The 24,154-nt window shown below is 53.8% G+C and carries 19 protein-coding genes (1 of these 19 only partly in view); 3 read left to right on the forward strand and 16 right to left on the reverse strand.

Annotated features, from left to right (window positions below; all coding sequences use genetic code 11):
• The 12 genes from BA6348_RS00780 to BA6348_RS00835 form a co-directional block, all read right to left on the reverse strand.
• Positions 1 to 588 carry the beginning of a GntP family permease gene (locus tag BA6348_RS00780; RefSeq protein ID WP_005832570.1) on the reverse strand. 795 nt of this gene lie to the left of the window's left edge, so the window shows 588 of its 1,383 coding nt (coding positions 1-588); the start codon lies at positions 586 to 588; the stop codon falls past the left edge of the window.
• 503 nt (positions 589 to 1,091) lie between these two features.
• The gene (locus BA6348_RS00785) at positions 1,092 to 2,474 is read right to left on the reverse strand and encodes a sigma-54 interaction domain-containing protein (RefSeq protein WP_005832568.1); all 1,383 of its coding nucleotides are present in this window, start codon (positions 2,472 to 2,474) and stop codon (positions 1,092 to 1,094) included.
• A 128-nt stretch (positions 2,475 to 2,602) separates the two neighbouring features.
• Positions 2,603 to 2,995, reverse strand: coding sequence for an MmcQ/YjbR family DNA-binding protein (locus tag BA6348_RS00790; protein WP_025847176.1), 393 nt, complete (start codon positions 2,993 to 2,995; stop codon positions 2,603 to 2,605).
• Between the two features lie 114 nt (positions 2,996 to 3,109).
• Positions 3,110 to 4,339 (reverse strand): MFS transporter, encoded by a 1,230-nt coding sequence (locus BA6348_RS00795; RefSeq protein WP_007779357.1) that lies wholly within the window; start codon positions 4,337 to 4,339, stop codon positions 3,110 to 3,112.
• 281 nt (positions 4,340 to 4,620) lie between these two features.
• Complete coding sequence (locus BA6348_RS00800; protein ID WP_026558561.1) at positions 4,621 to 5,187, reverse strand: nitroreductase family protein; 567 nt, start codon at positions 5,185 to 5,187, stop codon at positions 4,621 to 4,623.
• 99 nt (positions 5,188 to 5,286) lie between these two features.
• Positions 5,287 to 6,306: a FecCD family ABC transporter permease gene (locus BA6348_RS00805; protein ID WP_007779360.1), complete on the reverse strand. Its 1,020-nt coding sequence runs from the start codon at positions 6,304 to 6,306 to the stop codon at positions 5,287 to 5,289.
• Positions 6,299 to 7,306 (reverse strand): FecCD family ABC transporter permease, encoded by a 1,008-nt coding sequence (locus BA6348_RS00810; protein WP_005832560.1) that lies wholly within the window; start codon positions 7,304 to 7,306, stop codon positions 6,299 to 6,301. Before BA6348_RS00810 ends, BA6348_RS00805 begins: the two co-directional genes overlap by 8 nt.
• A 20-nt stretch (positions 7,307 to 7,326) precedes the next feature.
• Positions 7,327 to 8,334, reverse strand: coding sequence for an iron-hydroxamate ABC transporter substrate-binding protein (locus tag BA6348_RS00815; protein WP_005832558.1), 1,008 nt, complete (start codon positions 8,332 to 8,334; stop codon positions 7,327 to 7,329).
• Positions 8,335 to 8,443: 109 nt separating this feature from the next.
• Complete coding sequence (locus tag BA6348_RS00820; protein WP_122952421.1) at positions 8,444 to 10,093, reverse strand: AraC family transcriptional regulator; 1,650 nt, start codon at positions 10,091 to 10,093, stop codon at positions 8,444 to 8,446.
• A 234-nt stretch (positions 10,094 to 10,327) separates the two neighbouring features.
• The gene (locus tag BA6348_RS00825) at positions 10,328 to 11,950 is read right to left on the reverse strand and encodes a DUF3880 domain-containing protein (protein WP_007779371.1); all 1,623 of its coding nucleotides are present in this window, start codon (positions 11,948 to 11,950) and stop codon (positions 10,328 to 10,330) included.
• Positions 11,951 to 11,978: 28 nt separating this feature from the next.
• The gene (locus BA6348_RS00830; RefSeq protein ID WP_005832688.1) at positions 11,979 to 13,175 is read right to left on the reverse strand and encodes a DUF3880 domain-containing protein; all 1,197 of its coding nucleotides are present in this window, start codon (positions 13,173 to 13,175) and stop codon (positions 11,979 to 11,981) included.
• A gap of 45 nt (positions 13,176 to 13,220) precedes the next feature.
• Positions 13,221 to 14,120 carry a phosphotransferase family protein gene (locus BA6348_RS00835; RefSeq protein WP_025847193.1) on the reverse strand — a complete coding sequence of 300 codons (900 nt, stop codon included), beginning with the start codon at positions 14,118 to 14,120 and terminating at the stop codon, positions 13,221 to 13,223.
• 290 nt (positions 14,121 to 14,410) lie between these two features.
• Between BA6348_RS00835 and BA6348_RS27610 the strand changes: the two genes are divergently transcribed.
• Positions 14,411 to 16,417, forward strand: coding sequence for an ABC transporter ATP-binding protein (locus BA6348_RS27610; protein WP_122952420.1), 2,007 nt, complete (start codon positions 14,411 to 14,413; stop codon positions 16,415 to 16,417).
• Positions 16,418 to 16,507: 90 nt separating this feature from the next.
• Here the strand turns inward: BA6348_RS27610 and BA6348_RS00845 are convergent, their stop codons facing one another.
• Positions 16,508 to 18,739, reverse strand: a complete 2,232-nt coding sequence (locus BA6348_RS00845; protein WP_122952419.1) for a heavy metal translocating P-type ATPase — start codon at positions 18,737 to 18,739, stop codon at positions 16,508 to 16,510.
• Positions 18,740 to 19,477: 738 nt separating this feature from the next.
• Here BA6348_RS00845 and BA6348_RS00850 point away from each other — a divergent pair.
• Both BA6348_RS00850 and BA6348_RS00855 read left to right on the forward strand, forming a co-directional pair.
• Entirely contained in the window at positions 19,478 to 20,197 is a 720-nt protein-coding gene (locus BA6348_RS00850) for a hypothetical protein (RefSeq protein ID WP_025847198.1), read from the forward strand.
• Between the two features lie 67 nt (positions 20,198 to 20,264).
• Entirely contained in the window at positions 20,265 to 20,807 is a 543-nt protein-coding gene (locus BA6348_RS00855) for a hypothetical protein (protein WP_025847200.1), read from the forward strand.
• Positions 20,808 to 20,991: 184 nt separating this feature from the next.
• On the opposite strand, the gene BA6348_RS00860 is transcribed toward BA6348_RS00855, so the two are convergent.
• The 3 genes from BA6348_RS00860 to BA6348_RS00870 all read right to left on the reverse strand — a co-directional run bounded on the left by BA6348_RS00860 (position 20,992) and on the right by BA6348_RS00870 (position 24,087).
• Positions 20,992 to 21,288, reverse strand: a complete 297-nt coding sequence (locus BA6348_RS00860) for a hypothetical protein (protein WP_005832674.1) — start codon at positions 21,286 to 21,288, stop codon at positions 20,992 to 20,994.
• Between the two features lie 134 nt (positions 21,289 to 21,422).
• Positions 21,423 to 22,838, reverse strand: coding sequence for an MBL fold metallo-hydrolase (locus tag BA6348_RS00865; RefSeq protein WP_122952418.1), 1,416 nt, complete (start codon positions 22,836 to 22,838; stop codon positions 21,423 to 21,425).
• Positions 22,839 to 22,878: 40 nt separating this feature from the next.
• Positions 22,879 to 24,087 (reverse strand): NAD(P)/FAD-dependent oxidoreductase, encoded by a 1,209-nt coding sequence (locus BA6348_RS00870; protein WP_122952417.1) that lies wholly within the window; start codon positions 24,085 to 24,087, stop codon positions 22,879 to 22,881.
• Positions 24,088 to 24,154 lie beyond the last annotated feature (67 nt).

Here is a 24,154-nt window from a genome sequence, read left to right on the forward strand (position 1 = left end):
CATCCCGCCTACAAAAACGATGATGGCGCCGATAATCCCCACAACCGGAGCCGCATAGGCGTCCGTACCGAAATACGTCGTAGGAATGATGTTTTGAATTTGCGGCGTTCCCGGCAAAGCATCCATCGTGTAGGTGAATGCCCCGAGCGCAATCGTTCCCGGAATGAGGCGCTTAGGAATGTTTGCTTCACGGAAGATCGCTGCGGCAAACGGATAAACGGCAAAAGCGACGACGAACAGCGACACCCCGCCATACGTCAAAATCGAACATGCCAGAACGACTGCCAAAATCGCCCGGTTGGAGCCAAGCGCTTTCACGATCGTATGCGCGATCGACGAAGCGGCACCGCTCAGCTCCATCACTTTTCCGAAAATCGCACCAAGCAGGAAGATAGGAAAAAATGATTTCACATAGTTGGCTGCGTTGGTCATGAATGTTTCCGTGTAGCTGGGCAGCAGCGCAATTCCCGACATCACGACTGCCAGCAGCGTAAAAATCGGGGCAAAGACGATAACAGGGTAGCCCCGGTACGCGAAAAACATCAACAGACCAAGCGCGATCACGATGGACAACACTTCAATAATCATACAATTCTCCTTTCGAATGGCCCTCCGCCTGGAGAGCATAGTGTGTGTACCCACCAAAAGAAATCGCTTACATCCTCTCTTGAATTGCATGGATCGTGCCAACGTGGGCCAAATTCCGACAAATCGCGATCAGACGCGGCTTTGCGCCAAACGGACAGCAACAGTAAAATGATAGCGCTTGCAAAAACTTCCGGATTTCCGGAAAAACGCGTCCGCATTTATGGAATCTAGCAAAAATCACCGCGAAATCCATCTGCCCGAAAAGTCAAAACCTTCTGCCACTGTCCGCCTTCTCTCTTTTTCTCTTTCCGGAAACGCGGAATCTAGCAAAATGCGACAAGGGACGACAGTTAGCACACCACCTGGCTCCGTCCAGCTTTCTCGCGTGAACGTCGCCTGCCCCTCCAGCCCCTCCGGCCTCCACAGCGACAGCGCCTCTCTCGATCAAAAAAAGCCGGGACCGCGGCTTGTCCGACATGTCCCAGCTTCTAAAAGCACTGCCTTTATTTCTTCTGCTGATACTTCTCCCACTTTTCATAAAAGCTGGACTTGCTGATCTGCAAAAGCTTTGCCGCCTCCAGCTTGTTGCCTCCGGCCTGCTGCATCGCCAGCAAAATCGCTTCCCGCTCCGTCTCTTCCACCAACTGCTTGAGCGGCCGCAACTCCCTGCCGGACGGAGAAATAGCAGCAACTGGCACCACCTCGTCAGAAGCCGGCAGCCAAATGTGCTCCTTTTTCAGCACATCGTCCTCCACCAGATGCAGCGCCCGCTCCAGCACGTTGCGCAGCTCCCGTACATTTCCCGGCCAGGAATAGCCGCGCAGCACCGTCCACACGTCTTCGTCGATCACCTTGACCGTGACGCCCGTGGACTCGCTCAGTTGTTTGAGCAGGTTGGAAACAAGCTCCGGCAAATCCTCCAGCCGCTCTCGCAGCGGAGGAATCGACAGGGTGACTACGTTTAAGCGGTAGTACAGGTCGGCGCGGAACTTGCCTTCCTTGATGCGCTGCGGCAAATCCAGGTTGGTAGAGGCGATGACCCGCACATCAATCGGCGTCGTCCGCACGGCCCCGACCCGCTCCACTTCTTTTTCCTGCAGCACCCGCAGCAGCTTGGCTTGCAGCGGCAGCGGCATGTCTCCGATCTCGTCCAGGAGGATCGTTCCGTGATTGGCCAGCTCGAACTTTCCTTTTTTCCCGCGGCGCACTGCTCCGGTAAACGCTCCCTCTTCATAGCCAAACAGCTCGGACTCCAGCAATGAATCAGGAATCGCCGCACAGTTCACGCGGATGAACGGCCCCATCTTCCGCTTGCTCTGCGCATGAATCGCATGGGCAAACAGCTCCTTGCCCGTGCCGCTCTCTCCGGTAATCAGCACCGTCGAATCGCTCGTCGCCACCTTTTGGGCGAATTTTTTCAGCTCCTGCAGCTTTTGATTGTACCCGACGATCTGGTCAAAATGATAGGTCGCCCCCATCCTGCGCCGCAGTTCTTTTTTATAGTAAGTCAGCTCGTCCTTCAACTGATCGACCATTGCGGCCAGGGCAGTCAGCTCTTGCACATCCTGAAACAGCACCGTCCCGAGCACGGCAATGACCTTGCCCTCGTCCATGATCGGGATGCGGTGGGCGATCATCTTCTGCCCTTTGATTTGCTGGATATCCGCAATTTCCGCTACGCCCGCCTGGCCGACGATATGCATGCGCGTATTTTCGATGACGTCCGTCACTGGCTTGCCGATGACGTCCTGCACATTCAAAAATTCCCGATAGCTCCGATTCATCAAAAGGATTTTGCCGTCCCTGTCCGTCACGATCATCGGCTCATGGGCATTCTCGAAGACGACCTCGAGCAGCTTGCTGATTTGCTGGAGATTCCAATCCAACACGGCTCCCCCTTTGCCTGGAATATCGCTGTGCCGAACGGTCGTTCACAGCTCGTTACTTATGAATTATAGCAGGAGACATCAGGGGAAGCCTGCCTTTTCCCGCGAAAAGCACCCACAAGCCCGCTCTACTGTGCCTGCGCGTTCGCCTGCACCTGCTTGACCAGACGCTTGGGGGCTGCGCACAGATAGCCTTCCAGCAAATAGTCGGCGAGCATGTCGTAGTCCGCGATATGTTGGGCGCGAATGGACACCCAGCCGTGCTGGCCGATGTACGGCGTCTTGTAAAAGTGCTCCTGCGCAAGCAAAATTTCCTGCGTCGTCTTGAGCACCTTGAAGGACAAGGCTGGCCCGTCAGCACCACCCTCGCCCATAATGACAAACGGCTTGTCGCTTACCCGAAACGACGTGTGCCCAAAACCATCCACCTGTTCCGTTACCTCCGGCAGACGGACCGCCAGCTTTCTCACGGCCGCTTCCATAGCCAGACCTTCCTTAGATGAAATCCGCTCATGCGCCACCTGACCGCACCCCCGCTCTTTTTTCCAATGCTCTGGCTCAAGCCTCGCTCGCGCCTGGGACAAGGCCAGAGCATTTGCCGCCACCGCAGCACACGCTGCCAACCTCATGCAGCCTCAATATGATCCAATCTGTTCTGCATCAGCTCCGGCCTTTCCTTCTTTCATGCGATACAGCGGCAAAATAAAGCTCAAGCCGATAATGAACAGCGCTGCCGAAATCGTATAGATCGCGACGAGCGGAAGGTGCAGCTTCAACACCCCGGCTATACTCATCATGATGACCATAGAACCTGTAAACAGCGGGGTCAAAATCCCGTTAACCCGCCCGATGAAGGAGCTTTCCGTATATTTGAGCAGCATCGTATTGATCCCGATCTGGATGCACGGCAAAAGCAATCCAGCAACCAGTTGGGCCAAAAGCGTCAGCCACAGATGCGTAGACACCCCGCAAATGCCCAGGGCAACTGCGTTCCCTAGCATGCCCATGACGAGCAGCCTTTGCGGCGGAACGTTTTTTGCCAGCGCCATCGTCAGCGCCCCTCCTACAATCATGCCCACACCTTGCACCATCAATAGCCATTGCAGGCTTTCTTTCGGCAGATGGAGCTGTTCTGTCACCAGGAAAATCGCCAACGGCTGCACCATCCCAATGCCGAGCCCTGCTGCCATGAAACAGGCGCCAAGCAGCGACAGCACCCGGTTGGAGAGCACGTAGCGGATTCCGCTCGCCATTTCCGCAAGCAGAGCCGAGTCTTTCTTCTCCTCTGTCTCCACGCGGTCAGGCGGCAGCAGGTACAGCACGCCAGCAGAAGCCAGAAATGCGATGGCCGTAATGACCATAGATGCTTCCATTCCCCATTGCTGGAACACGAATGTGCCGACAATCGGGCCGAGCACCATGAAAATGGCAAAGATCGTCTGATAGGCGGACATCCCGGCTTGCAACTGCTCAGCAGGCACATGCAGCTTGAACAGCTTCATCCCTGACGGCTGGGAAAACTGGGAGAGCACAGCCGAGATCAGCGTAGCGAAGAAAATCGCCTTCCACGTTCCGAGCATAAACGTGATGAGCACCGCGACCACCGACAAGGCGCTAAGCAGATCGCACCAGACCATCGTCCGTCTCGGCCGCCAGCGATCAGCAAACGTCCCGGCGAGAAACGAGAAGAGGAAAATCGGCGCGTACTCCGCTACCGAAATCATGGACACGGCGAACGGGTCGCCTCCGGTATGGTCCATCACGTAAAGCAGGATGGCAAAGTTGCGTACCCAAATCCCGATTTGCAAAAACAGGCCCGACAACAAAATGGCCCTGACATAGCGGTTCTGCAGCATATTAGACATAAAAAAGCCTCCTTATCCATTTTGCGATCTGGACAGGAGGCATTACATATCGACACCAAAAAGACATAGAAACCTTCTGCAAGAAAGACAAAGGCTCTACCATCTATTCGCCAATATGCACATACTACTCCCATCCAAAAAACGCATCGTCATTATCCGATTGCTTTTGTGGAAATAGGAGTTAGTAGATCATTGGCTTGATGGTCACCCTTCCTTGTAGAATGATCCAAGAGTACCACAAAAAGTTATAACGTGACAAGAAAAAATCTGGAAATCTTGTCCTATGCTTTGTCTACAAATGTAATTCGCTCCGCTGCCGGAACGCGCGGCTGCGGATTGGGAATCGCCGCCGGGTAGCCGATGTGCAGGTTCCCCAGCACTCTTTCGCCAGGAGCAATGCCCATCGCTTCGCGAAATTCCGGCTCGTGAATCCACGGATACGTCTCCCAGGTCAGCCCGATGCCTTTTTCCCAGGCAAGCAAGCTGAAGTTGTGGATGACGATACTCGTCGAGGCAAAATCATCCTGACGCTCGATCAGGTTCGGGCTTTCCGTCATGATGACAGTCATTATCATCGGAATCGCCATGATTTTGTTGTAAAACTTCTCGCCTACTTCTTTCTTTTTCACAGGGTCCAGCTCACGTTTTTCCTTCATGATCCGCACCGCTTCGGCGATTCTTCTGCGCCCTTCGCCGTACGTCACGATAAAGCGCCACGGCTGGGTCATGTGGTAATTCGGCGCCCAAACGGCTGTGTCCAACAGTTCGGCAACCAGCGCCGGGTCTACCTCGCGATCTTCAAAGCGGTGAATCGAGCGGCGCTCCTTAATCAATTTTGCCAGTTCCATTTTTGTTCCTCCCTTTTCTCCCCTAAAGCCAGAGGAGCGCCCCTCGTATAAGTGGCGCTCTCTTTTTCGCTTTATGAAAATGGCTTTTTTACATGTATGCTACCTTCTCGCTCTGCTGAGCAGATAGAAGAAATACGGCACGCCGATAATCGAGATGACGATCCCCACCGGCAGCTCGACAGGGGTAAACACGGTCTTGGCGATAAAGTCTGCGGCCACCACCATCAACATCCCGATCATACCGGACAGCGGCAGGACGTGTCTGTGCGCAATCCCCGTCAAGCGCTTAGCGATGTGTGGCGCCATCAAGCCGACAAAGCCGATGCTGCCGGACACAGAGACGCACGCGCTGACGATCCCGATGCTGGACAGCAGCAACCGGTTGCGCTCTTTTTCTACCGACACCCCAAGACTTTTCACCGATTCCTCGCTAAGCTGCATCAAATCGAGTACGTGCGCCTTGCGCAAGAGGACCGGGGACAACAGGATGAGCCACGGAAGCATGCCCGTAATGTGGGTCCAGTTCGCATTCCAGATGCTTCCTGTCAGCCACACCGTTGCCATTTCGAAATCGTTCGGATTCATTTTCAGCGACAGGTACAGCGACACAGCGCCCAAACCTGAGCCGATGGCGATTCCGACCAGGATCAGCCGTTGCGGGTCAAGCGTTCCTTTGCGCCAGGCGAACATGTAGATCAGCGCTGCGGCGAGCAAGCCCCCGGTCAGACCGAAAAGCGGCATCGCCATGATCGAAAACCAGCTTGCCTCCGTAAACTTTCCTTGGAAGAAAAACATGAACGCTACAATCGCCGCACCTGCCCCGGCGTTGATCCCCAAAATCCCGGGGTCTGCCAGGCCATTGCGGGTAATGCCTTGAATGACGGCCCCGGCAATGCCCAGGCCAAAGCCTACCAAAGCCGCAATGACGATGCGCGGCAAGCGAAAATCGAAAATGACGAGATCGTGATCGGCGGACGGTTCGATGCGCAGCAAAGTGCGAACCACATCCATCACCGACATGTCGAACACCCCATTTGTCAGGCTGATGTAAATCGCCGCAACAATCAGGAGAATGTTCACTGTCAGCAGCAGACGAAACCTGCTTTTTTTCTCAGGCATGCTTGCCTCCCCCTCTCTTGTAAATCAGATAGAGGAAGAACGGTACGCCAATAAACGCAGTCACCACTCCGATCGGCGTCTCGAACGGGCTGTTCAGGAAGCGGCTGAGCACGTCCGCCAGCCCGAGGAAAACGGCGCCCAAGACGCCTGCGCACGGAACGATCCAGCGATAATCGAGCCCGACCAAAAAACGGGTGATGTGCGGAATAACCAGGCCGACAAAGCCGATTTTTCCGGCCAGTGCGACCGAAATGCCCGTGAGAATGACGACGGCCGCCGTAGCCAGCACTTTGACCAGCATCGTCTTTTGTCCCAGACTGAGCGAGATTTCCTCGCCCAGCGACAAAATCGTGATGGACTTGGACAAAAGCAAGGCCATGACAATGCCGACGACTGCAAACGGAATCGAAAGCGAGATCAACCCTGGCTCCAATTGGTGAAGCCGGGCGTTGTACCAGAAGCTGACGTTTTGCGAGACTTGAAAGTACGAAGCGATTGCCGCCGAGACACTGCTCAAAAATGTTCCCGTGATCGTCCCGATCACAGCCAACGCAACAGGCGAAAAACCGTTTGGCAGCAACCTGGACAAAGCAAGTACCATCATTACCGCTGCTGCCGATCCGGCGAGCGACATAAAGATCATCGTCGTGTTCGATGCAGCAGGCAACAGCACCATGCAAAGCGTAATGGCGAAAGCCGATCCGTCAGAGACCCCCATAATAGAGGGGGACGCGAGGTAGTTCCTCGTCATCCCCTGCATGAGTGCCCCCGATATTGCCAAAAACGCTCCGATCATGAGTGCGCCCAACACTCGCGGCAGGCGGGAGTGCATGATGATCTGGTGGTCCACATTCCCTTCGTCAAACTGGAAGAGAGCCTGATAGATGGTGTACGCGTCGATCTGCTTGGCCCCGTACAAAACGGAGAGCACGATCACGAGCACAATCGCTATGGGCGAAACCGCAAGTATGAGGATAGGTACTGCTTTTTTCGATTGCATGCGATTAACCTCGCCTACTCCTACTTGGCAGACAATTTTTCAACAGCGGCCTTCAGGAAGTTTACTTTACTCCAAGCTGTTCCGCCTTGTGCGAGCGGATCGACTACGTTTACGAATACTTTGCCGTTTTTCACAGCGTTGATGCTCTTCCAGATCGGGTTGTTTTGCAAATCTTCCAGAGCTTTCGGGTTGTCTTTGTTCTCGTCAGTAGAGAATTGGACGAAGATGTAATCCGGGTTGATTTCGCTGAATTTTTCCAGAGACACGACTTCTTGTGCCTTCGCTGCTTTTACTTCCGCCGGAGCTGTCAGGCCCAGGTCAGCATACAGGGACGGGTTGAAGAACACTTTTTCCGGATAGATGTTGATGCTGCCGCCACGTACACGGATCACGACGACTTTTTTGTCTTTCAAGCTGTCGCCCAGTTGTACTTTGGCTGCTTCTACATCTTTTTTATAGTCCTCGATCACTTTTTGCGCTTCCGCTTGTTTGCCAGTCAGCTCACCCAGCAAGAGCAGGTTTGCTTCCCAGTTGGTAGAGATGTGGGAAACCGGGAAAGTCGTTTTGATTTTGCCCAATTTCTCCATCATTTCTGGCGGGAATTTGCTGCTGCCCAGAATGACGTCTGGCTTCAGGGACAGGATGGTTTCCAGGTTTGGTTGGGTTTTCTCCCCGATGGATTGCGCTTCCCCGGTTACTGGTGCAAACATCTCCGGGAATTTGCCGCCGACGGAAATTGCCCCTACCGGTTTTACGCCGAGCACGAGCGCGTCTTCCATGGACTCCATGCTGCCTGTGATGACGATGCGCTCGGTTTTGCTTGGAACGGTGTATTCTTTATCGAGATATTTGAGCGTGCGCGTTTCCGCTTGGGTTGCCTCTGCCGCAGGTTTTTCTGCCGTTGCGGTAGTTGCAGCAGGTGCTGCGTTGTTGTTTGCAGCGTTGGAGTTCGCTGCTTGCTGTCCGCCGCACGCAGTCAGTGCCATTGCCAGCATGGCGACGCTAAAACCAAGATATATCTTTTTCATCCTTTGAAAAGCCCCTCTCACATATTTGTGTAATATTTGTGATTGATAACGATTATCATTCGTGATTATAAAGCATCTGCGTATCCTCGACCATGGACGATATCCAGAATCAACATGGACGATCTCCTGAAAGCAGCTTCACGCATTGATTGATAATCCGTTCATGGGCCATCGCCGAATATTCCCGCCACGGGTCTGACGTAATCAGATGCGTCCGATTGTTGCGGACGGCCTTCAAGTCTTGCCAATGCACCGACAGCTTCAGCAGCCGGAAATGCTCCAGCGTCTCTGCTTCCTGGCACACGAGCAGCAAAATCCTGTCCGGGTCAAGCGCTGCTACTTCCTGCAGCGTCACAGGCTGGTCGTACACCTTCGCTTGCGTGACGTAGGCGGGATTCATTTGCAGGCCGTTGTAAAAAACGTCGTTCATGCTGCGGTTGCAGTGCACTGCCAGCTCGTGTTTGAACACGCGCAAAATGAGGAACTTCTCGTCGCCCAGCTTTTGCCGCAGTCCATCCCGCGCTCTGCCCAGCTTTTCGTCATACGCGGCGAGCCAATGCTCCGCTTCTGCCGATTCGCCCAAAAAATCGCCAATCATCTGCAACTGCTCCCGCCACCCCAGCGCTTCAAACGGCACAAACAGCGTCGGCGCGATCCGGCCAAGCTGCTCTCGCTCCTGCGCGTTGGCCTTGTCCAAGGACAGGATGACGTCTGGTCTGGCTTCCTGCAGCATCTCGATGTTCGCCTTCCAATTTTCATTTTGGCGAAAGGCGCTCAGATGGACGGGAATGTCGTAGCGGTAGTTCTGATGGTAATAGGCCGTCCATTTCGGGTGGAGCGGCGCCGCGTACGGAATCATCTTCAACGCGAGCATCTGGCCGATGAGCGGCGCCCTGTAGGCGGCGATTTTGCGATTGCGGCTTTTCATATAAACAGTAGGAGAAACGCCCACTTCCTTTTTGAACTTGCGGCTGAAGTAAAACTCGTCGCTGTAGCCTACCTGGTGCGCGATTTCCCGCAGCTTTGCGTGAGATTGCGCCATCAGTTGCTTCGCCCGGCTGATGCGCAGCTCGGTGACGTAGTCCATCGCGGACACGCCGTACGTTTTTTTATACAAGTCCACAAAATATTTCGGGCTTACTTCCGCGATGCGCGCCAACTGCTCGATCGTAATGTTTTGCGAGTAATGCTCTTCCATGTAGGCGCGGGCCCGCTCCAGCGCCGTAGCAGAGTCCTGGGCAGTAAAATCGACGGACTTCGCGATGTGGTACCACAGCTCCTGAAACAAAATCTGGCTGCGATAACGGTCGATTCCCCCATCCTGCTGCCACTGCTCCGCGATCGAATCGCAATGCATGACAAGCTGCCCGGCGGATCGGACGGAAACCTCGCCCACCAAAGGAAACTCGTGTTCCTCCCGCAAAGCGCGCAAATGTCTTTTCCGCTTTCTGGACTCCATAAAAACATCGAAGCGCAACACGTACATCCGCAGGTCGTCTACGGAGTCCGGGTCGATGCCGAAGGTGCTCATCGGCGGGCAGACGTAGATGGCATCCTGACGCAGTTGATGCTCCACGTTTTCCAAACGCAGGCGTCCTCGCCCCCCGGTGACGACCAGCAAGATGTGCGCGTTCGTAAACTGCTGGCGGAGACGCTCATGCTCGTCCCCTTTTACCCAGGCAATATCGCGAAGCTTGAAAATGACATCCGCCATCACATGCTCTGTAAACTCCTGAAACAAGGCTTGCCTATCGCTCATCATTGTCACACCTTTTGCCTTACGGAATAGTTCACAACGGACTGCTTTTATGTAAAAACGAATCGTTTCTTTAATTATTCATTTTGATAATAATTCTCAATATCGTGCTAAAAGTATATCAAAATAGGGCCGAGCTTCCTATCTTCAATTATTAGCAGCGCCCGAAATGAAAAAAGCTCCACCTCCAAAAAGGCCGAGCTTTTCCGTCGCGATATCAGGCTTCTAGCGGGTTGCTCACCGTCTGCCTGCCTCGCTCATGTACTTCATGATTTTGATGACGTAATGCTGGGTTTCTTCCGGGGCGAGCGTCAGCCACTGCTTGCCCCCCTGGCGAACGGCGTGCCAGACGTGGTTCAGCCCCCAGTTGTACGCAGCCAACGCCATCGGCAGATCGCCGTCAAATTCATACAGCATCTCCTTGATGTACATGGCGCCGCCCAAAATGTTTTGCCACGGATCCGTTCGATCCACGCCGAGTCCGCGGGCGGTCCTCTCCTTGAGCTGCATGATCCCGAGCGCCCCCGCCCTGCTCATGCCTGCATTTTGGCCAAAATCAGATTCCGCATAGGCGATCCCGTAAAGCAGCAGCGAATCGAGCTGAAACAGGCGGGCTGCCTTATCCAGCCACTTCTTTATTTTCGGAAGTTGCTCCCCGTCCTCTGCCGTTCTATGCGGAATGCGCAAAATTTGACCGACATGAAGCACGTCGGAAACGAACCGGTTTGCCTGCTGAAGCGCTCCGATCGTCGTGCCGTGCGCACAGGCAATTTGCCACAGGCTTTCTCCCGGCTTGACTGTATGCCGTGCGTCGCTCACGCAAAGCGGCTGTCCCGGACAGCCATGCTCCCCGGCACCAGGCACGCAATCGGCCGCATCGGAAGCCAAAATCCCTTCCTCCACGAGCGTGCGAAGCATAAATCGCGCGCGTTGCCCGTAAGTATGAGAACGAGCCGTCCGCAGTCCGTGCGCCTGAAGCGTTTTTCTCTCGTCTGGCCTCTCCAGATAGTGCCGGAGCAAATCCACTGTCTGTATCGGCGAGGACGATGCCAGCATATCATGGCCGGGAGTAAAAATACGCCTCAGCCCGATAGAGTCGCGCGCGAGCAGCAAACTGCCGCTTCCTGCTGCTTGCAGCATCCGCTCCGAGATTGGCTTTTCTAAAGACTGCACCTCGATGACGATATCGGCTTGCCGATAGACCTGCCGTGCCTCCATCCGGCCTGGCTGCTCCACAATCCAGTCGCGCGGAATGTTCAAGCCAAAAATAGGCTTCATCTGCCCCCATTCCTTGCCGTAAAAACGGACGGGAATCCCCAGCGCCAGCAACGGCCAGATGAGCGTGTGCAAAGAACCCGCGAGATCGTGCTCCAACTGATGCCGATACATGTACGGGCAAGCTGGAGATACGACTGCCACAGGCAGGCGTGGGCCGTTCCCGCTCTCGCCAGGCTGATACAACTGCTCGTCGTAGCCGAAGTCCATATGCGCAGCGCGGATTCCGGCCTCCCGATAGACCAAAACCGTTTCCGGCGAGACGGTAAAGACAAAATCAACCTGCATGCGCAGCGCGACAGGCAGTGACCAGATGTGGACAAAAGCCGGGTCTTCCTCCGCCCAGTAGACCAAGGGCACCTGCGCCTGCTTGATCTGCTCGCACAAGTACGCTTGCTGCGTCAAGGTCAGCTCTGGCCCCCAGCCTGTCATGACGATGAGGGACGGCCGAAACGATTGCAACAACGCAGGCAGATGCCGCTCGGTCAACAGCCCGGAAATCAGCACCTGATGGCCAGCGTCGTGAAACCCGTACGGCAAACCGTGAAGGAGCGCCTGGCACTTTTCCAAAAACAAAATTCTCATGTGCTCCCTCCACCACGTCAGTTTGCTTTTACTGCTGTCGCTCCCTGATTTTCAAATATTGATCGACGTATATATCATAGGAAGTCAGCCCGTTTTCCTTCATAATGTGCTCGATGGTCACGCCGTAAGCCTGGGCAATTTTCCACAGCGTATCGCCGGGGCGGACATCGTGCACCTCGTACCGCTCGCGAATCAGGTCCGCGTACGAGATCAACTGGCCTTGCCCTGCCGCAGTGGCGAGCGTTTGCGGCAAAAGCCCTTGCTCTTGCAGCACCTGCACCATGTAGTCGGCGCGATGCTGATAGTTGGCGTGGCTCACAGCCCGTCTTCCCTGCTCGCGGATTTCTTTTCGCTTCTCTGGATGCTGCAAGTAATGCTCGATGATTTGCAGCGTATCTGTGGCAGAAGCAGCCGCGACCAGTTCTTTTCCGGACGTGAACATGCTGCGGACGGCCTCTGTATCCTGGGTGACGAGAAACCCGCCCGAGCCTAAAATCTCATATGTCCGCTGTGTGAACTGCGTCTCGTAGTTTTGCAGGCCGATCATGATGTCTGCCGAGCTGTAGACTTTGTGGGCATCCGGGTAAGACAAATAGCCGTGAATCCACTCTGATGGAATGTCCATGCCCAAATACGGCTTCATTTTATCCCAGTCCCGCCCGTAAAAGTCGATGCGCATGCCCTCGTGAAGCAGAGGGCGAATCAGTGTAAACAGCGAAACAAGCCGATAATGGCCGCTATACTGCTCAAATACATGCGGATAAGCGTTGGCAACAACGGCGATGGAGGTGCGATACGCCTCCTCGGCCGGAACGGGACAATGGATGCTGGAGTGAAATCCGAAATCCATGTGTGCCGCCTTGATCCCCCGCTCCGCGTAATAATCCAGGCGCTTTGGGCAAATGGTAAAGACGAAATCGGGCTGCACTCTTTGAATAAGCGGCATCGTAAAGCTCTCTGTAAACGTAGGGTCTTCTGTCGCCCAGTAAACGAGCGGCACCTCTGTTTGCCGGACATGCCGAAAAATCCAGTCCAGCTTGACGGGTGTCTGCTCCGGCCCCCAGCCGATCATGACGATCAAATCCGGCTGAAACTCTCCCAGCATCTCGGGAATGTTTTGCTCCGTCAGCGGCCCCGAGATCATCACATCGTGTCCAGAGTCGCGAAACCCGTTTGGCAGCCCGTGAATCCACATCGGATGACTTTCCAAAAACAGTACGCGCATTTCCTCACCTCGCCGTCCTTCCTTCTGTTTCCACCCGATTACGGTTTACGTCCTTTTTGGTTTGGCAAATGCCTGCAGCTTTCCAAGCCCGTACTGGATGAGCTTTTCATTTTGGCTGTCAATGCCGTAAAAGAGCGTCCAGAAGCTGATGGTCTTGACGTAAAACGTTGTGATCCGCTCCAAAAATCTGGCGTCAATCTCCCGGGTGTAATGGCTCAGCACTTTTTGGGTAAAAGCCGCGCCGTACGCCCGGTATATGCCGACAAAATCATAGGCAGGGTCGCCTACCCCCATCGCTCCGAAGTCGATAATCCCGCTCAGTTGCCTTTTTTCAAAGTCGTAGAGCAGATGCTCCGGCTTCAAGTCGTTGTGCAGCAAGGCCGGCTTGAACCGGAAGTAGTCCGGGTTCGCCAAAAACGACTGAAAGGTTTGCCGGGTCCACCGTTGCAGCTCGACAGGCATGTAGGAAAAAGCCTTCCGCTCGATCCGTGCCAGAAAGTTCTCGTAAAAGAGCCGGGTCAACCCCGGATCAATCGCCTTGTCGAACGACTTTTCCAGCGGGTAGGCATGCAGACCGCTCAGAAAGCCGCCAATCGCCTCCGCTACCTTCTCTTGCTCCTGCCCGGACAGCCCGTTCATCTCTTCGCGGTAAAGCGGCTTGCCGAAAATCATCGGATAGCCTACGTACTTGATGTCGTCGGTCGGCGCAGAAGAATAGACAAACTGCGGAATCGCCACAGGCACCATCGACTCAAGCTGTGGCAAAATTTGCGTCTCCCGGCTGATAATCGCTTTGGCTTCTTCGGTCTTGGGGAAGCGAAAAATCATTTTTTCTCCCACGATGACGACGAAATTGCTCCAGCCTGTATCGTCCACCCGGAATGTTTCGTTACGTAGCTCTGGATATCGCTCTTGCAGCAGCTTGCGCAAAGGCTCGAGTTGCACACGAAATACGCCCCTTTCCAGACTGCGTTCTAACTCAGTTGATGTATTGTATGACTTGGCTCACGAAAGGCAACGATAAAAAAGCCCCTAATGAAGCCTGCCTAGCAACATTTGGGGCTTTGCCGATATAGATGTGCTCATGGAAAAAAATTTTTTAACAATACTCAGCAAATATAGTATAATGGTGATAATGATTTTCATTTTCGTAAAAATTCATACTAGAGAGATTGTTACACATAAATGGCGGGTTGTTTACTCACAAAAACATATATAGAGAAAGGGAGGATTCTATGGAAAAAGTTTTGGAAGTAAAGGACTTACACGTGTCTTTTGATACGTATGCAGGTGAGGTAAAAGCGGTGCGGGGGGTTTCCTTCGACTTGCACAAAGGAGAGACTCTGGCCATCGTGGGCGAGTCCGGCTCCGGAAAATCGGTTACCTCGCAAGCTCTCATGCGACTCATCCCTTCTCCTCCGGGACGTATTCCGAAAGGACAAGTCCTGTTCGAAGGAAGAGATTTGGTCACCCTGTCGGAAAAAGAAATGCAGGACGTTCGCGGCCGCGATATTTCGATGATTTTCCAGGATCCGATGACCTCTCTCAACCCGACCATGACGATCGGGAACCAAATCATGGAGAGCTTCATCAAGCACCAAAAGCTGAGCCGTTCCGAAGCGCGCACCCGCGCCGTCGAGCTGTTGGAGCTGGTCGGGATTCCGTTCGCAAAAGAACGCGTCGATCAATACCCGCACCAATTCTCCGGCGGGATGCGCCAACGGATTGTCATTGCGATCGCCCTCGCCTGCAATCCTAAAGTCATCATTGCCGACGAGCCGACGACCGCGCTCGACGTGTCCATTCAGGCGCAAATTTTGGAGCTGCTCAAAGACATTCAGAAAAAAATGGGCACCTCGATCATCTTCATTACCCACGACCTCGGCGTCGTAGCCAACATGGCTGACCGCGTAGCTGTCATGTACGCGGGAAAAATCGTCGAGATCGGAAAAGTCGACGAGATTTTCTACGATCCCAAGCATCCGTACACATGGGGCCTGCTCGGCTCGATGCCTAGCCTCGATACGGACGACGAAGAGCTGATGTCTATTCCTGGCTCCCCGCCAGACATGTTCAAGCCGCCTGTCGGCGATGCGTTTGCTGCGCGCAATCCGTACGCCCTGAAAGTCGATCTGGAATACGAGCCGCCGATGTTCAAAATTTCCGACACGCACTATGCGGCAACCTGGCTGCTGCACGAAATGGCTCCACAGATCGACCCGCCCGCTTCTGCTGTGCGACGCAAGACTGCTTCTGCAGAGGCGAAGAAAGTCGAAAGCCCGCGTCCGAAAGCAACGATCTCGTACGACCAGCGCGAGAAGATCGTGGAAGTCAGAAACTTGAAGCAGCATTTCGACCTTGGCGGCGGACAAGTCTTGAAGGCTGTCGACGGCATTACTTTTGACATCTACAAAGGCGAGATTTTCGGACTCGTAGGCGAATCCGGGTGTGGAAAATCCACTACGGGCCGGACGATCCTGCGCCTGTATGACGCCACTGACGGCGAAGTGCTGTTCAAAGGCAAAAACGTCCACGGCAAAAAATCAGGCGAAGAGAAAAAATGGCTGAACCGCAAAATCCAGATGATTTTCCAAGACCCGTATTCGTCCCTGAATCCTCGTCTGACTGTATCCGATATTATCGCGGAAGGTCTGGATATCCACAAGCTCGCTACTAAAGAGCAGCGCATTGCGAAAGTACATGAGCTTTTGGAAACGGTCGGTCTCAACCGCGAGCACGCCAACCGTTACCCGCATGAGTTCAGCGGCGGGCAGCGCCAGCGCATCGGTATCGCGCGCGCTCTCGCAGTCGATCCCGAGTTTATCATTGCCGACGAGCCGATCTCCGCACTGGACGTATCCATCCAGGCGCAGGTCATCAACCTGCTCAAACGTCTGCAAAAAGAAAAAGGGCTGACCTATCTGTTCATCGCCCATGACCTGTCGATGGTGAAATACATCAGCGACCGCATCGGCGTCATGTACCGCGGCCGCATCGTCGAGTTGGCGGAAAGCAACCGCCTGTACGAAAATCCGATTCACCCGTACACCAAGTCCCTGCTCTCTGCGATTCCTTTGCCAGACCCGGATTACGAGCGCAACCGCAAACGAATTGTGTTCGACGATCAGGAGTACCTGCAAAACCAGGACGAGGAAAGAGTGCTGCGGGAAATCGAGCCAGGCCACTATGTCGCCTGCACCCAGAAAGAATTTGAACGCTACGGCGGCGGCGTGCTGGTGTAAGACTCGTGCAAAAACGTGCAAACGCGTACACGCATGCCATACCAAAAAGGGAGAGAGCCTTGGCTCTTCTCCCTTTTGCTTTTTCATCTGTCAAGGCTTCATTCTGAGCAGGCGCATGCTGTTTAAAATGACCAGCAAGGCAGCGCCCGTGTCGCTTAAGACTGCCAGCCACAAGGTCAGCCAGCCCGGAAAAATCAGCACGAGTGCGGCCAGCTTCACCACGATGGAAAACCAGATGTTTTGTTTGATAATCACCAGCGCTTTGCGGCTGATTCTGACGGTGTGCGGCAACTTTTCCAGATTGTCGGCCATCAGGACGATATCGGCTGTTTCCATCGCGGTATCCGTCCCTGCTCCGCCCATCGCGATGCCCAGGTCGGCAGTTGCCAGCGCAGGCGCGTCGTTGATGCCGTCCCCGACCATTGCGACGACTTTGCCCTCCTGTTGCAGCTTTTTCACCGCTTCCACCTTGTCCTGCGGGAGCAGCTCGGCAAAATAACGGTCTACGCCCGTCTGGGCCGCTACCTTGTTCGCCGTTCCCGCATTGTCGCCTGTCAGCATGATGATCTCGCTGATCCCGGCCGCTTTCAGCTTGCTGATCGCGCCGACGGTAATCTCGCGGATCGTATCGGCCACTGCGATCATGCCAAGCAGCTTTTGGCGGGTGCCGATCACGATCAGCGTGTTGCCTTCCGCTTGCAAAGACGCGATCTGCTCCTGCCAGGCGCTCATGTCTACGCCCAGCTCGGCAAACAGCGCGGGCTTTCCGGCGTAGTACACTTCGCCATGAATCGTCGCCTGAACGCCTTTTCCCACCAGCGCCTGGAAGTCCTCGCCCGCGAGCGCCGCCACCTGCTTTTCCTTGGCGTATGCCACAATCGCCTGGGCAATCGGATGGCTGGAGCGCTCCTCCATCGTTCTGGCAATCGCGAGGATGGCTTCCTCCGTCTCGCCTGCGGCCACCACCTGCGTCACGCGCGGCTTGCCCTCTGTCAGCGTGCCTGTTTTGTCAAAGGCAATCGCCTCAATCGCTCCGGCCCGCTCCAGAAATGTCCCGCCTTTTATCAGCACGCCGTTTCGCGCTGCGTTTCCGATCGCCGATACGATGGCAACGGGCGTCGAGATGACCAATGCGCACGGGCAAGCGACCACAAGCAGCTCCAGCGCCTTGTAAAACCATTCTCCCCACGTGCCCATGCCGAGCACGGGAGGGAACACGATCACGAGCAAAGCGAGAACAAGCACGATTGGCGTGTACATGGCGGCGAACTTGTCGACGAACGCCTGAGTCGGAGCCTTTTTCTCCTGGGCCTCCTCCACCAGATGAATGATGCGCGCAATCGCCGTATCCTCGACGAGCTTTGTCACCTTGATTTCCAGAGCGCCGCTTTCATTCACGCTGCCTGCGAACACCGCGTCGCCCGCCTGCTTGTCGACCGGGATGGACTCCCCGGTAATCGGGGCCTGATTCACGCTGGAATGTCCGGACAAAATATCGCCGTCGAGCGGGATTTTCTCCCCCGGTTTGACCACGATCACGTCGCCTACGCCAATCTCTTCTACGGACATTCTCGTCAGCGCATCGCCTTTTTTCACCCACGCTTCAGGCGGAGCCAAATCCATCAGGTTGCGGATCGAATCGCGCGTCTTCTCAATGGACTTGGTCTGCAGCAGATTGCCGATGGAAAACAGCCAGACAACTGTCGCTCCCTCCAGCCACTCTCCGATCAGCGCTGCGCCAAGCGCCGCTACGGACATCAAGACGTTCATGTCCAGCGACTTGCTCTTGATCGCGTAAAAAGCGCTGCGCGCCGGGCGGTAGCCGCCGCTGATAATGGACAGGGCGTACAAAATCGTGCTGACCCACGGAGAGGCGCTGGTCAGCGAAACCAAAAAGCCAAGCGCCAGAAACGCGCCGGACAGTGATGTGAGGACGGTGCCTGCGCGATCGTTTTGGACCGCCTCGCGGGCTGTTCGCCGCTCAAGCCGTTTGGCGCTGTAGCCTGCCTTGGCGACTTCCTTGATGACGGCTTCGTCCTGCAGTCCGTCGGAGACGAGCTGCATTTTTCCGGTGGAAAAGTTGACGCTCACTTCCTTTACCGCAGGCAGCGACTTCATGTGCCGCTCCAATGACTTCGCGCACGAGCTGCAGTCCATGCCATGCACGCGATACACAATCGCCTGCGCAGACAAAACGCCCGCGCCGTCCGAAGCGATCGCGGCGGCTGGCTCCAGCACCGTGAGAATTTTTTTGTCATGGGTATGCTCCGAGCTGCAATGGTGCCCGCTGCAGCACCCGCCTTGTTTTGGTTGATTTGACATATGCTCTCACCTATTTCCCAGGCATCTATTTTCCCCAACTGCTTCCGCGTCCATCCAACATACATTCAAACAAATATTTAATTATTATATTATCGGATACCAGTTTCTGGTTCAAGTGAAGATTTTTAAAGTTTTGCGCCTATTTGTTCCCCATGAAAAAAGGCCAACCAGAAAACGCTGGCTGACCTGACAATATAAAATTGGCTCTCGTCAGATGATATCCCCTAATGTCCAATGAGTGATCGCTGCAGAACGCAATATGGGCCAAGTACAGCTTTCAGCATTCGGAAAAAATGATGATCCAGCAGGCTATCCATTATTACGAGGATCAACTCCTCCCGGCATAGCACTTTAGACAAATCACACACTCACAATCTCCTAATCACACTTCAGCCGCGCATGCGCATTAAGTGGCGTTTCGATCCCTTTCCACCTATATTCTCATCTCTACATTTGTCTTATACAAGGCCTGTTTCCAGGGGCATATGCAGCCAAAACTTCTGTTACGTGTTTTGTGGATTATCGCAGTCGTTGAAATATGTTATATTTTTACTTTTTTTTAATAGATTACAAAATACGACAACATTTTCATTCACTTTCTGATAATTTTAATATTGTGAAAGGTCCTTCCCGGACTAACACCAAATTAATCTTTTCTCTACGATTACTTGCACAGTTCTACTAGCCTCTGTCTTAGTGGTGCCAGCAGCGAATGCAGCAAAAGTGGATTATTCGAGTTTGAGCAGTAAAGAGCTGGCAAAAAAGGTTCTTTCATTAAGCGACACTCAAACAAAATCGCAACAGCATTCGTTAAAGTCGGCGATTGCCAACCTTTCTGACGAAGAGTTTGATTCTTTTGTCCACAACTTAGTCATGCAAAATAACGGAACTGACGAAGAATTGTCGGATAAACTAAAGCCGCTCGGAGTAGAGTTGGAAACAAAGAAAAACAGTAAAATTGGTCCTACGGCAATGCAGGCTGGAGACATCAACCTCGAACTTTCAACCGCCAAACGAGCTGGTCAATCTTACTATCGTCTAATTGCTTCTTGGAATCCAAAAGATAACGAGTTTTACCCTGCGACTTATGACTTACTCTCTATTGAATGGGATCCTACTGTGGGGGAATATTACAGCAGTAACGTGGGAGATACAAAGTATGTAACTGCTCGGGATGGATCAGAACGGAAAAAGGGAATTTACTTGTTTAATGTACATGACACTGAATTAGACTTCGGTTCTTATGCTGCAGTCTATGTAACCAAAAAGAAAAACGAAAAGTTAGATTTTGGTGCAAGATATGTCCACACTTTTGACACTAGAACATGGGGAACCAGCTTCGAAGCAAACTTTAGTTACGCAAAAACGGGGCCAACTGGTGGCTTACAATTTAAACTTACGCCAACCAAGACAGAGAAAAGTTGGCAAGTTTGGGTAGATGACGTTTTGGAATGGTAGTTTAAAAATTTAAGAAGAGCATTCGGACAGCCGGATGCTCTTTTATCATGAAAGGATGGAGAGAAAAATGAAAAGAATGTCAATGTTCCTTTTGCTTGCTAGTTTGTCTCTCATGACAGCCTCTTGCACCACCGCTTCACCAGACCATGTACATGTTCAATATCAAATTACGTTAACGGATGTATTTAAACATCAACACTCATGTTCACTCTATCAATTTGAAAAAATTACCGAAGAATTATCTAATGCACAAGACAAAGAAAAACTAGCGTATATTTCAGGAATGATTGATAGTAATCTAATAGATAATCCCGCCTTCCTTCCAGCGATTATCCTAACCAATGATGAAACAAAACAAATAATAGCCGATGAACAATTGCAATCTGGAGTTTTAACATTATATCAGTATAAAAGAGATTATCTGAAAAAATTACAATCGCTAATTGAACAGAATGATCTTACGGAAATTCAAAATAAGCGAGATGAACTAAAGAAACTAAGCACTCTTATGCCGAAAATAAATGATGATCGGCTTTTCAGCAATGATAAATCAAAAATCGAATCATATAAAAAAGATCTGGAATTGGTTATCCAACAATTTCCGAAGTAACGGAATTATCCTTACTTCCCATCCGCTGTGGTGGTCTCCAGCCATAACGCAAACTGTCGATCGCTCTACCGTATAGAACCGGGAACGATCGCCAGTTTGTTGAAACAGTTCTTTTCTAGCATGGACAGCACGACTTTTGGAACTTTGCAAACGACACTGCGGCGGAGCTAGAGCCTTTTTTTCGTTACTTCGTCTGCTTCTGTGCAGCGTTGGCAGCCGTTTGCCAACGCTCGCCACAGTCCAGGCAGACGCATTTGAGAATTTTTTTCTTTTCCAGGTGCATGCGAACGGCAAATAGCACGAATGCGCCCATCAGACCGAGAAACAGGAAAATGACAGGCGTTCCTTTCACGGAGACGCCGATCACCCCGAGCACCACCAGTACAGCCGCGTAGATGGAAATATATAAAGGTCGGTTGATCGTTTCGGTAAAGTCGATTTTCTTGGAACGGCACTTTGCGCATTTTTGTTGGAAACTCATCGCTTTCTCTCCCTGTTTTCACAATCACGTACAAATGCAATCATGTCCATCTTACACGAAAACAGGGAGGGGCACTACTGCTATCCTCTGCAATTGCTCGCGAGGCGCTGATCGTCCTCGGGCGCTGGCTCCCGCTACCTTGCGATCGGAAAGCCTTGTCTCGCCCATTCGTCAAAGCCGCCGAGCAAATTTTGCACACGGGAAAAGCCGTTGGCCCGCAGCAAACTCACGGCTACCGCGGATCGTCGCCCGCTTTTGCACTGAACCAGGATCGGAGTATCGCGCGGCAGCTCCTGCATGCGCTCTGGCAAGTAGCCGAGCATGATGTGCTTCGCTCCCGGGATAGCGCCTGCCTCCCACTCTTTTTGGTAACGGACATCGAGCACGTACAGTTGTCCTGCCTGCACCTGCTCTCGCGCCTCCCCGGGCGTGATTTCTGCGTAGGATTCCAACCGCGAATCGCAAGCAAGCTCGTAGACAGCAGGGTCCATCACACCCGCTACCTGATCCAGCCCAATCGACTGCAAATCTTTCAAAACAGCAGGAACGGACTGCTGGTCGGCGAGCAGGTACACGGGGCGTTCATAGTCCAGCAGCCAGCCCGCCCACGTGGGAAAAGATTTGTCGTACGGCAGGTTGATGACTCCCGGCACATGTTTTTTGGCAAACAAGCCTGGCGGACGGGTATCCACGACAACGCCCCGTTTCGTCCACGCTTCCACTACGCTGATGGAGGCTTCTGCATGCACAGGTGCGGCTATTTGCTGCACCAGCCGCGGCCCTACTTTGTTCCAATGCTTCATCATCGCAAAATAAGTCGGCGGCTCAGGCTGGCCCGCAAGCAAGCTTTGCACGAACTCCTGTTCATTTTCATGCTGCAACGCCCAATTCGTGCGCTTCTCATACCCGACCGTCGACGACTGGACGGCCCCGATCGCCTTGCCGCACGCACTGCCGGCCCCGTGCCCCGGCCAGACTTGCAAATAGTCGGGGAGCTGCTTGAAGCGCGTCAGCGAGTGAAACATTTGGCGCGCCAGCTCTTCGGCGGAGCCGCTCACGTTCGCCGCTTTTTCCAGCAGGTCCGGGCGGCCGACGTCACCGACAAACACGAAGTCCCCGGTAAAAATGCCAATCGGTTCATTCGCTGGCGAGCCGACGTCCGTCAAGAGCAGCGCAATATGCTCCGGCGTATGTCCTGGCGTGTGGAGCACCTCGAAGGCCAGCTTGCCGATCTGGAATGTATCCCCGTCTTTGAGCAAGCGGTGGCTGTACCCGGCGGCGTATGCGTAGCGCCACTGCGGCCCTCCTTCGTCTGTCAAATAGAGGACGGCTCCGAGTCTGGCCGCGAGTTCCCGCGCACCGGAGAGGAAGTCGGCATGGATATGGGTTTCCGTCACGCCGACAATCTGCACGCCGTTTGCTTTTGCCGTCTGCACATACTGCTCGATGTCGCGCGCCGGATCAATCACAATCGCTTCGCCTGCCGCCTGGCAGCCGACCAGATAGGAAGCCTGGGCCAATTTGTCGTCGTAAAAATATTTGAGCAGCATACCGTCGCCCTCCTTCATTACTTATCCGCGTTTGTCTGTCCTACATCCTGCCTTTGAGCATGCCGTGCCAATACATGACGGGAAGCAGCTCTTTTTTCAACCAGTACATGCTACGCCGTTCACGGGATTGATCGAACGGGAACGTCTCCCGTGGAATCTGCTCGTAATCAAATTCCGCCAAAATCAATTTGCCGTAGCCCGTTACGAGCGGGCAGGAAGTATAGCCGTTGTATTGCCGATAGTCCGGCTTGCCGTTGATTTGCGACAGCAGGTTTTGCACGACGACCGGAGCCTGCTTGCGGATGGCCGCGCCTGTTTTGGAGGTCGGCAGATTGGCGCAATCCCCGAGCCCGAAAACGTTGGCAAAACGCGTGTGCTGCAGCGTATGCTTATCCACGTCCAGCCACCCGTCAGCAGCGGCGAGCGGGCTTTTTTTGATAAAATCAGGGGCGCTCATCGGCGGCACGACGTGAATCATATCGTAGGCCATCGGCACGCGCTCACAGGTATTCACGTTTTCGAATACCGCTTGCTTTTGGTCCGCGCGAATTTCCACGAGGTTGTGCTGGAAGCTTGTGTAAATCTGTTTTCTGTCGACGACCTTCTGCAAGGCATCGGCATACTTTTGCACGCCGAAAATGGTCGACGCCCCCGAAACAAACCGGACGATGGATTGCGAGCGCACACCCGACCGGCGAAAGTAATCGTCCGCCAGGTACATGATTTTTTGCGGAGCGCCGCCGCATTTCACCGGGGTATTCGGCTGGGTGAAGATCGCCGTCCCGCCCTGAAACTGGCGGATGCTCTCCCATGTGCTCGCGACGTAGTCGTACGAGTAGTTGCTGCATACGCCTGCTTTGCCGATGCTCTCCTTGAGACCTTTTACTTTGTCCCAATCGAGCTGGATTCCGGCTGCGACAACCAGATAGTCGTAGTGCAGCTTGTTTCCGGACGCCGTCATGACGGCGTTGTCTTTTGGCAAAAATTGCGTGACGGCCTCTCTGACCCATATCGCGCCTCTCGGAATGACCGCCGCTTCGTCGCGTACGGTCACCTCCCTGCTGACAACTCCGGCACCTGCAAGCGTCCACAACGGCTGATAGTAGTGCTTGGCCGCATCATCGACAATGGCAATCTGCCCCGCGAGTTCGCGCGATTTGCGCAGGAGTTGCGCTGCGACCGTGATGCCTGCACTCCCGCCTCCCACAATTACCAGCTTGTAACGCGTCTGTTGACCCGTCTTTGGCATAATCCTCCACCTCATCTCTTTTGACACTGTGCTAGAAGGGGCGCTTAGCCGCTCGCCCTGCCACGGG

It is taken from the genome of Brevibacillus agri, from assembly GCF_004117055.1.
Taxonomy (GTDB): Bacteria; Bacillota; Bacilli; order Brevibacillales; family Brevibacillaceae; genus Brevibacillus; species Brevibacillus agri.

What these genes read in the sequence shown, in the direction of transcription:
- BA6348_RS00860 (WP_005832674.1), bottom strand. Translation starts at nt 21,288, where the DNA reads ATGAGTTTCCAACAAAAATGCGCAAAGTGCCGTTCCAAGAAAATCGAC.
- BA6348_RS00800 (WP_026558561.1), bottom strand. Translation starts at nt 5,187, where the DNA reads ATGGAACTGGCAAAATTGATTAAGGAGCGCCGCTCGATTCACCGCTTT.
- BA6348_RS00870 (WP_122952417.1), bottom strand. Translation starts at nt 24,087, where the DNA reads ATGCCAAAGACGGGTCAACAGACGCGTTACAAGCTGGTAATTGTGGGA.
- BA6348_RS00805 (WP_007779360.1), bottom strand. Translation starts at nt 6,306, where the DNA reads ATGCCTGAGAAAAAAAGCAGGTTTCGTCTGCTGCTGACAGTGAACATT.
- BA6348_RS27610 (WP_122952420.1), top strand. Translation starts at nt 14,411, where the DNA reads ATGGAAAAAGTTTTGGAAGTAAAGGACTTACACGTGTCTTTTGATACG.
- BA6348_RS00845 (WP_122952419.1), bottom strand. Translation starts at nt 18,739, where the DNA reads ATGTCAAATCAACCAAAACAAGGCGGGTGCTGCAGCGGGCACCATTGC.
- BA6348_RS00855 (WP_025847200.1), top strand. Translation starts at nt 20,265, where the DNA reads ATGAAAAGAATGTCAATGTTCCTTTTGCTTGCTAGTTTGTCTCTCATG.
- BA6348_RS00795 (WP_007779357.1), bottom strand. Translation starts at nt 4,339, where the DNA reads ATGTCTAATATGCTGCAGAACCGCTATGTCAGGGCCATTTTGTTGTCG.
- BA6348_RS00825 (WP_007779371.1), bottom strand. Translation starts at nt 11,950, where the DNA reads ATGAGAATTTTGTTTTTGGAAAAGTGCCAGGCGCTCCTTCACGGTTTG.
- BA6348_RS00830 (WP_005832688.1), bottom strand. Translation starts at nt 13,175, where the DNA reads ATGCGCGTACTGTTTTTGGAAAGTCATCCGATGTGGATTCACGGGCTG.
- BA6348_RS00810 (WP_005832560.1), bottom strand. Translation starts at nt 7,306, where the DNA reads ATGCAATCGAAAAAAGCAGTACCTATCCTCATACTTGCGGTTTCGCCC.
- BA6348_RS00820 (WP_122952421.1), bottom strand. Translation starts at nt 10,093, where the DNA reads ATGAGCGATAGGCAAGCCTTGTTTCAGGAGTTTACAGAGCATGTGATG.
- BA6348_RS00865 (WP_122952418.1), bottom strand. Translation starts at nt 22,838, where the DNA reads ATGCTGCTCAAATATTTTTACGACGACAAATTGGCCCAGGCTTCCTAT.
- BA6348_RS00815 (WP_005832558.1), bottom strand. Translation starts at nt 8,334, where the DNA reads ATGAAAAAGATATATCTTGGTTTTAGCGTCGCCATGCTGGCAATGGCA.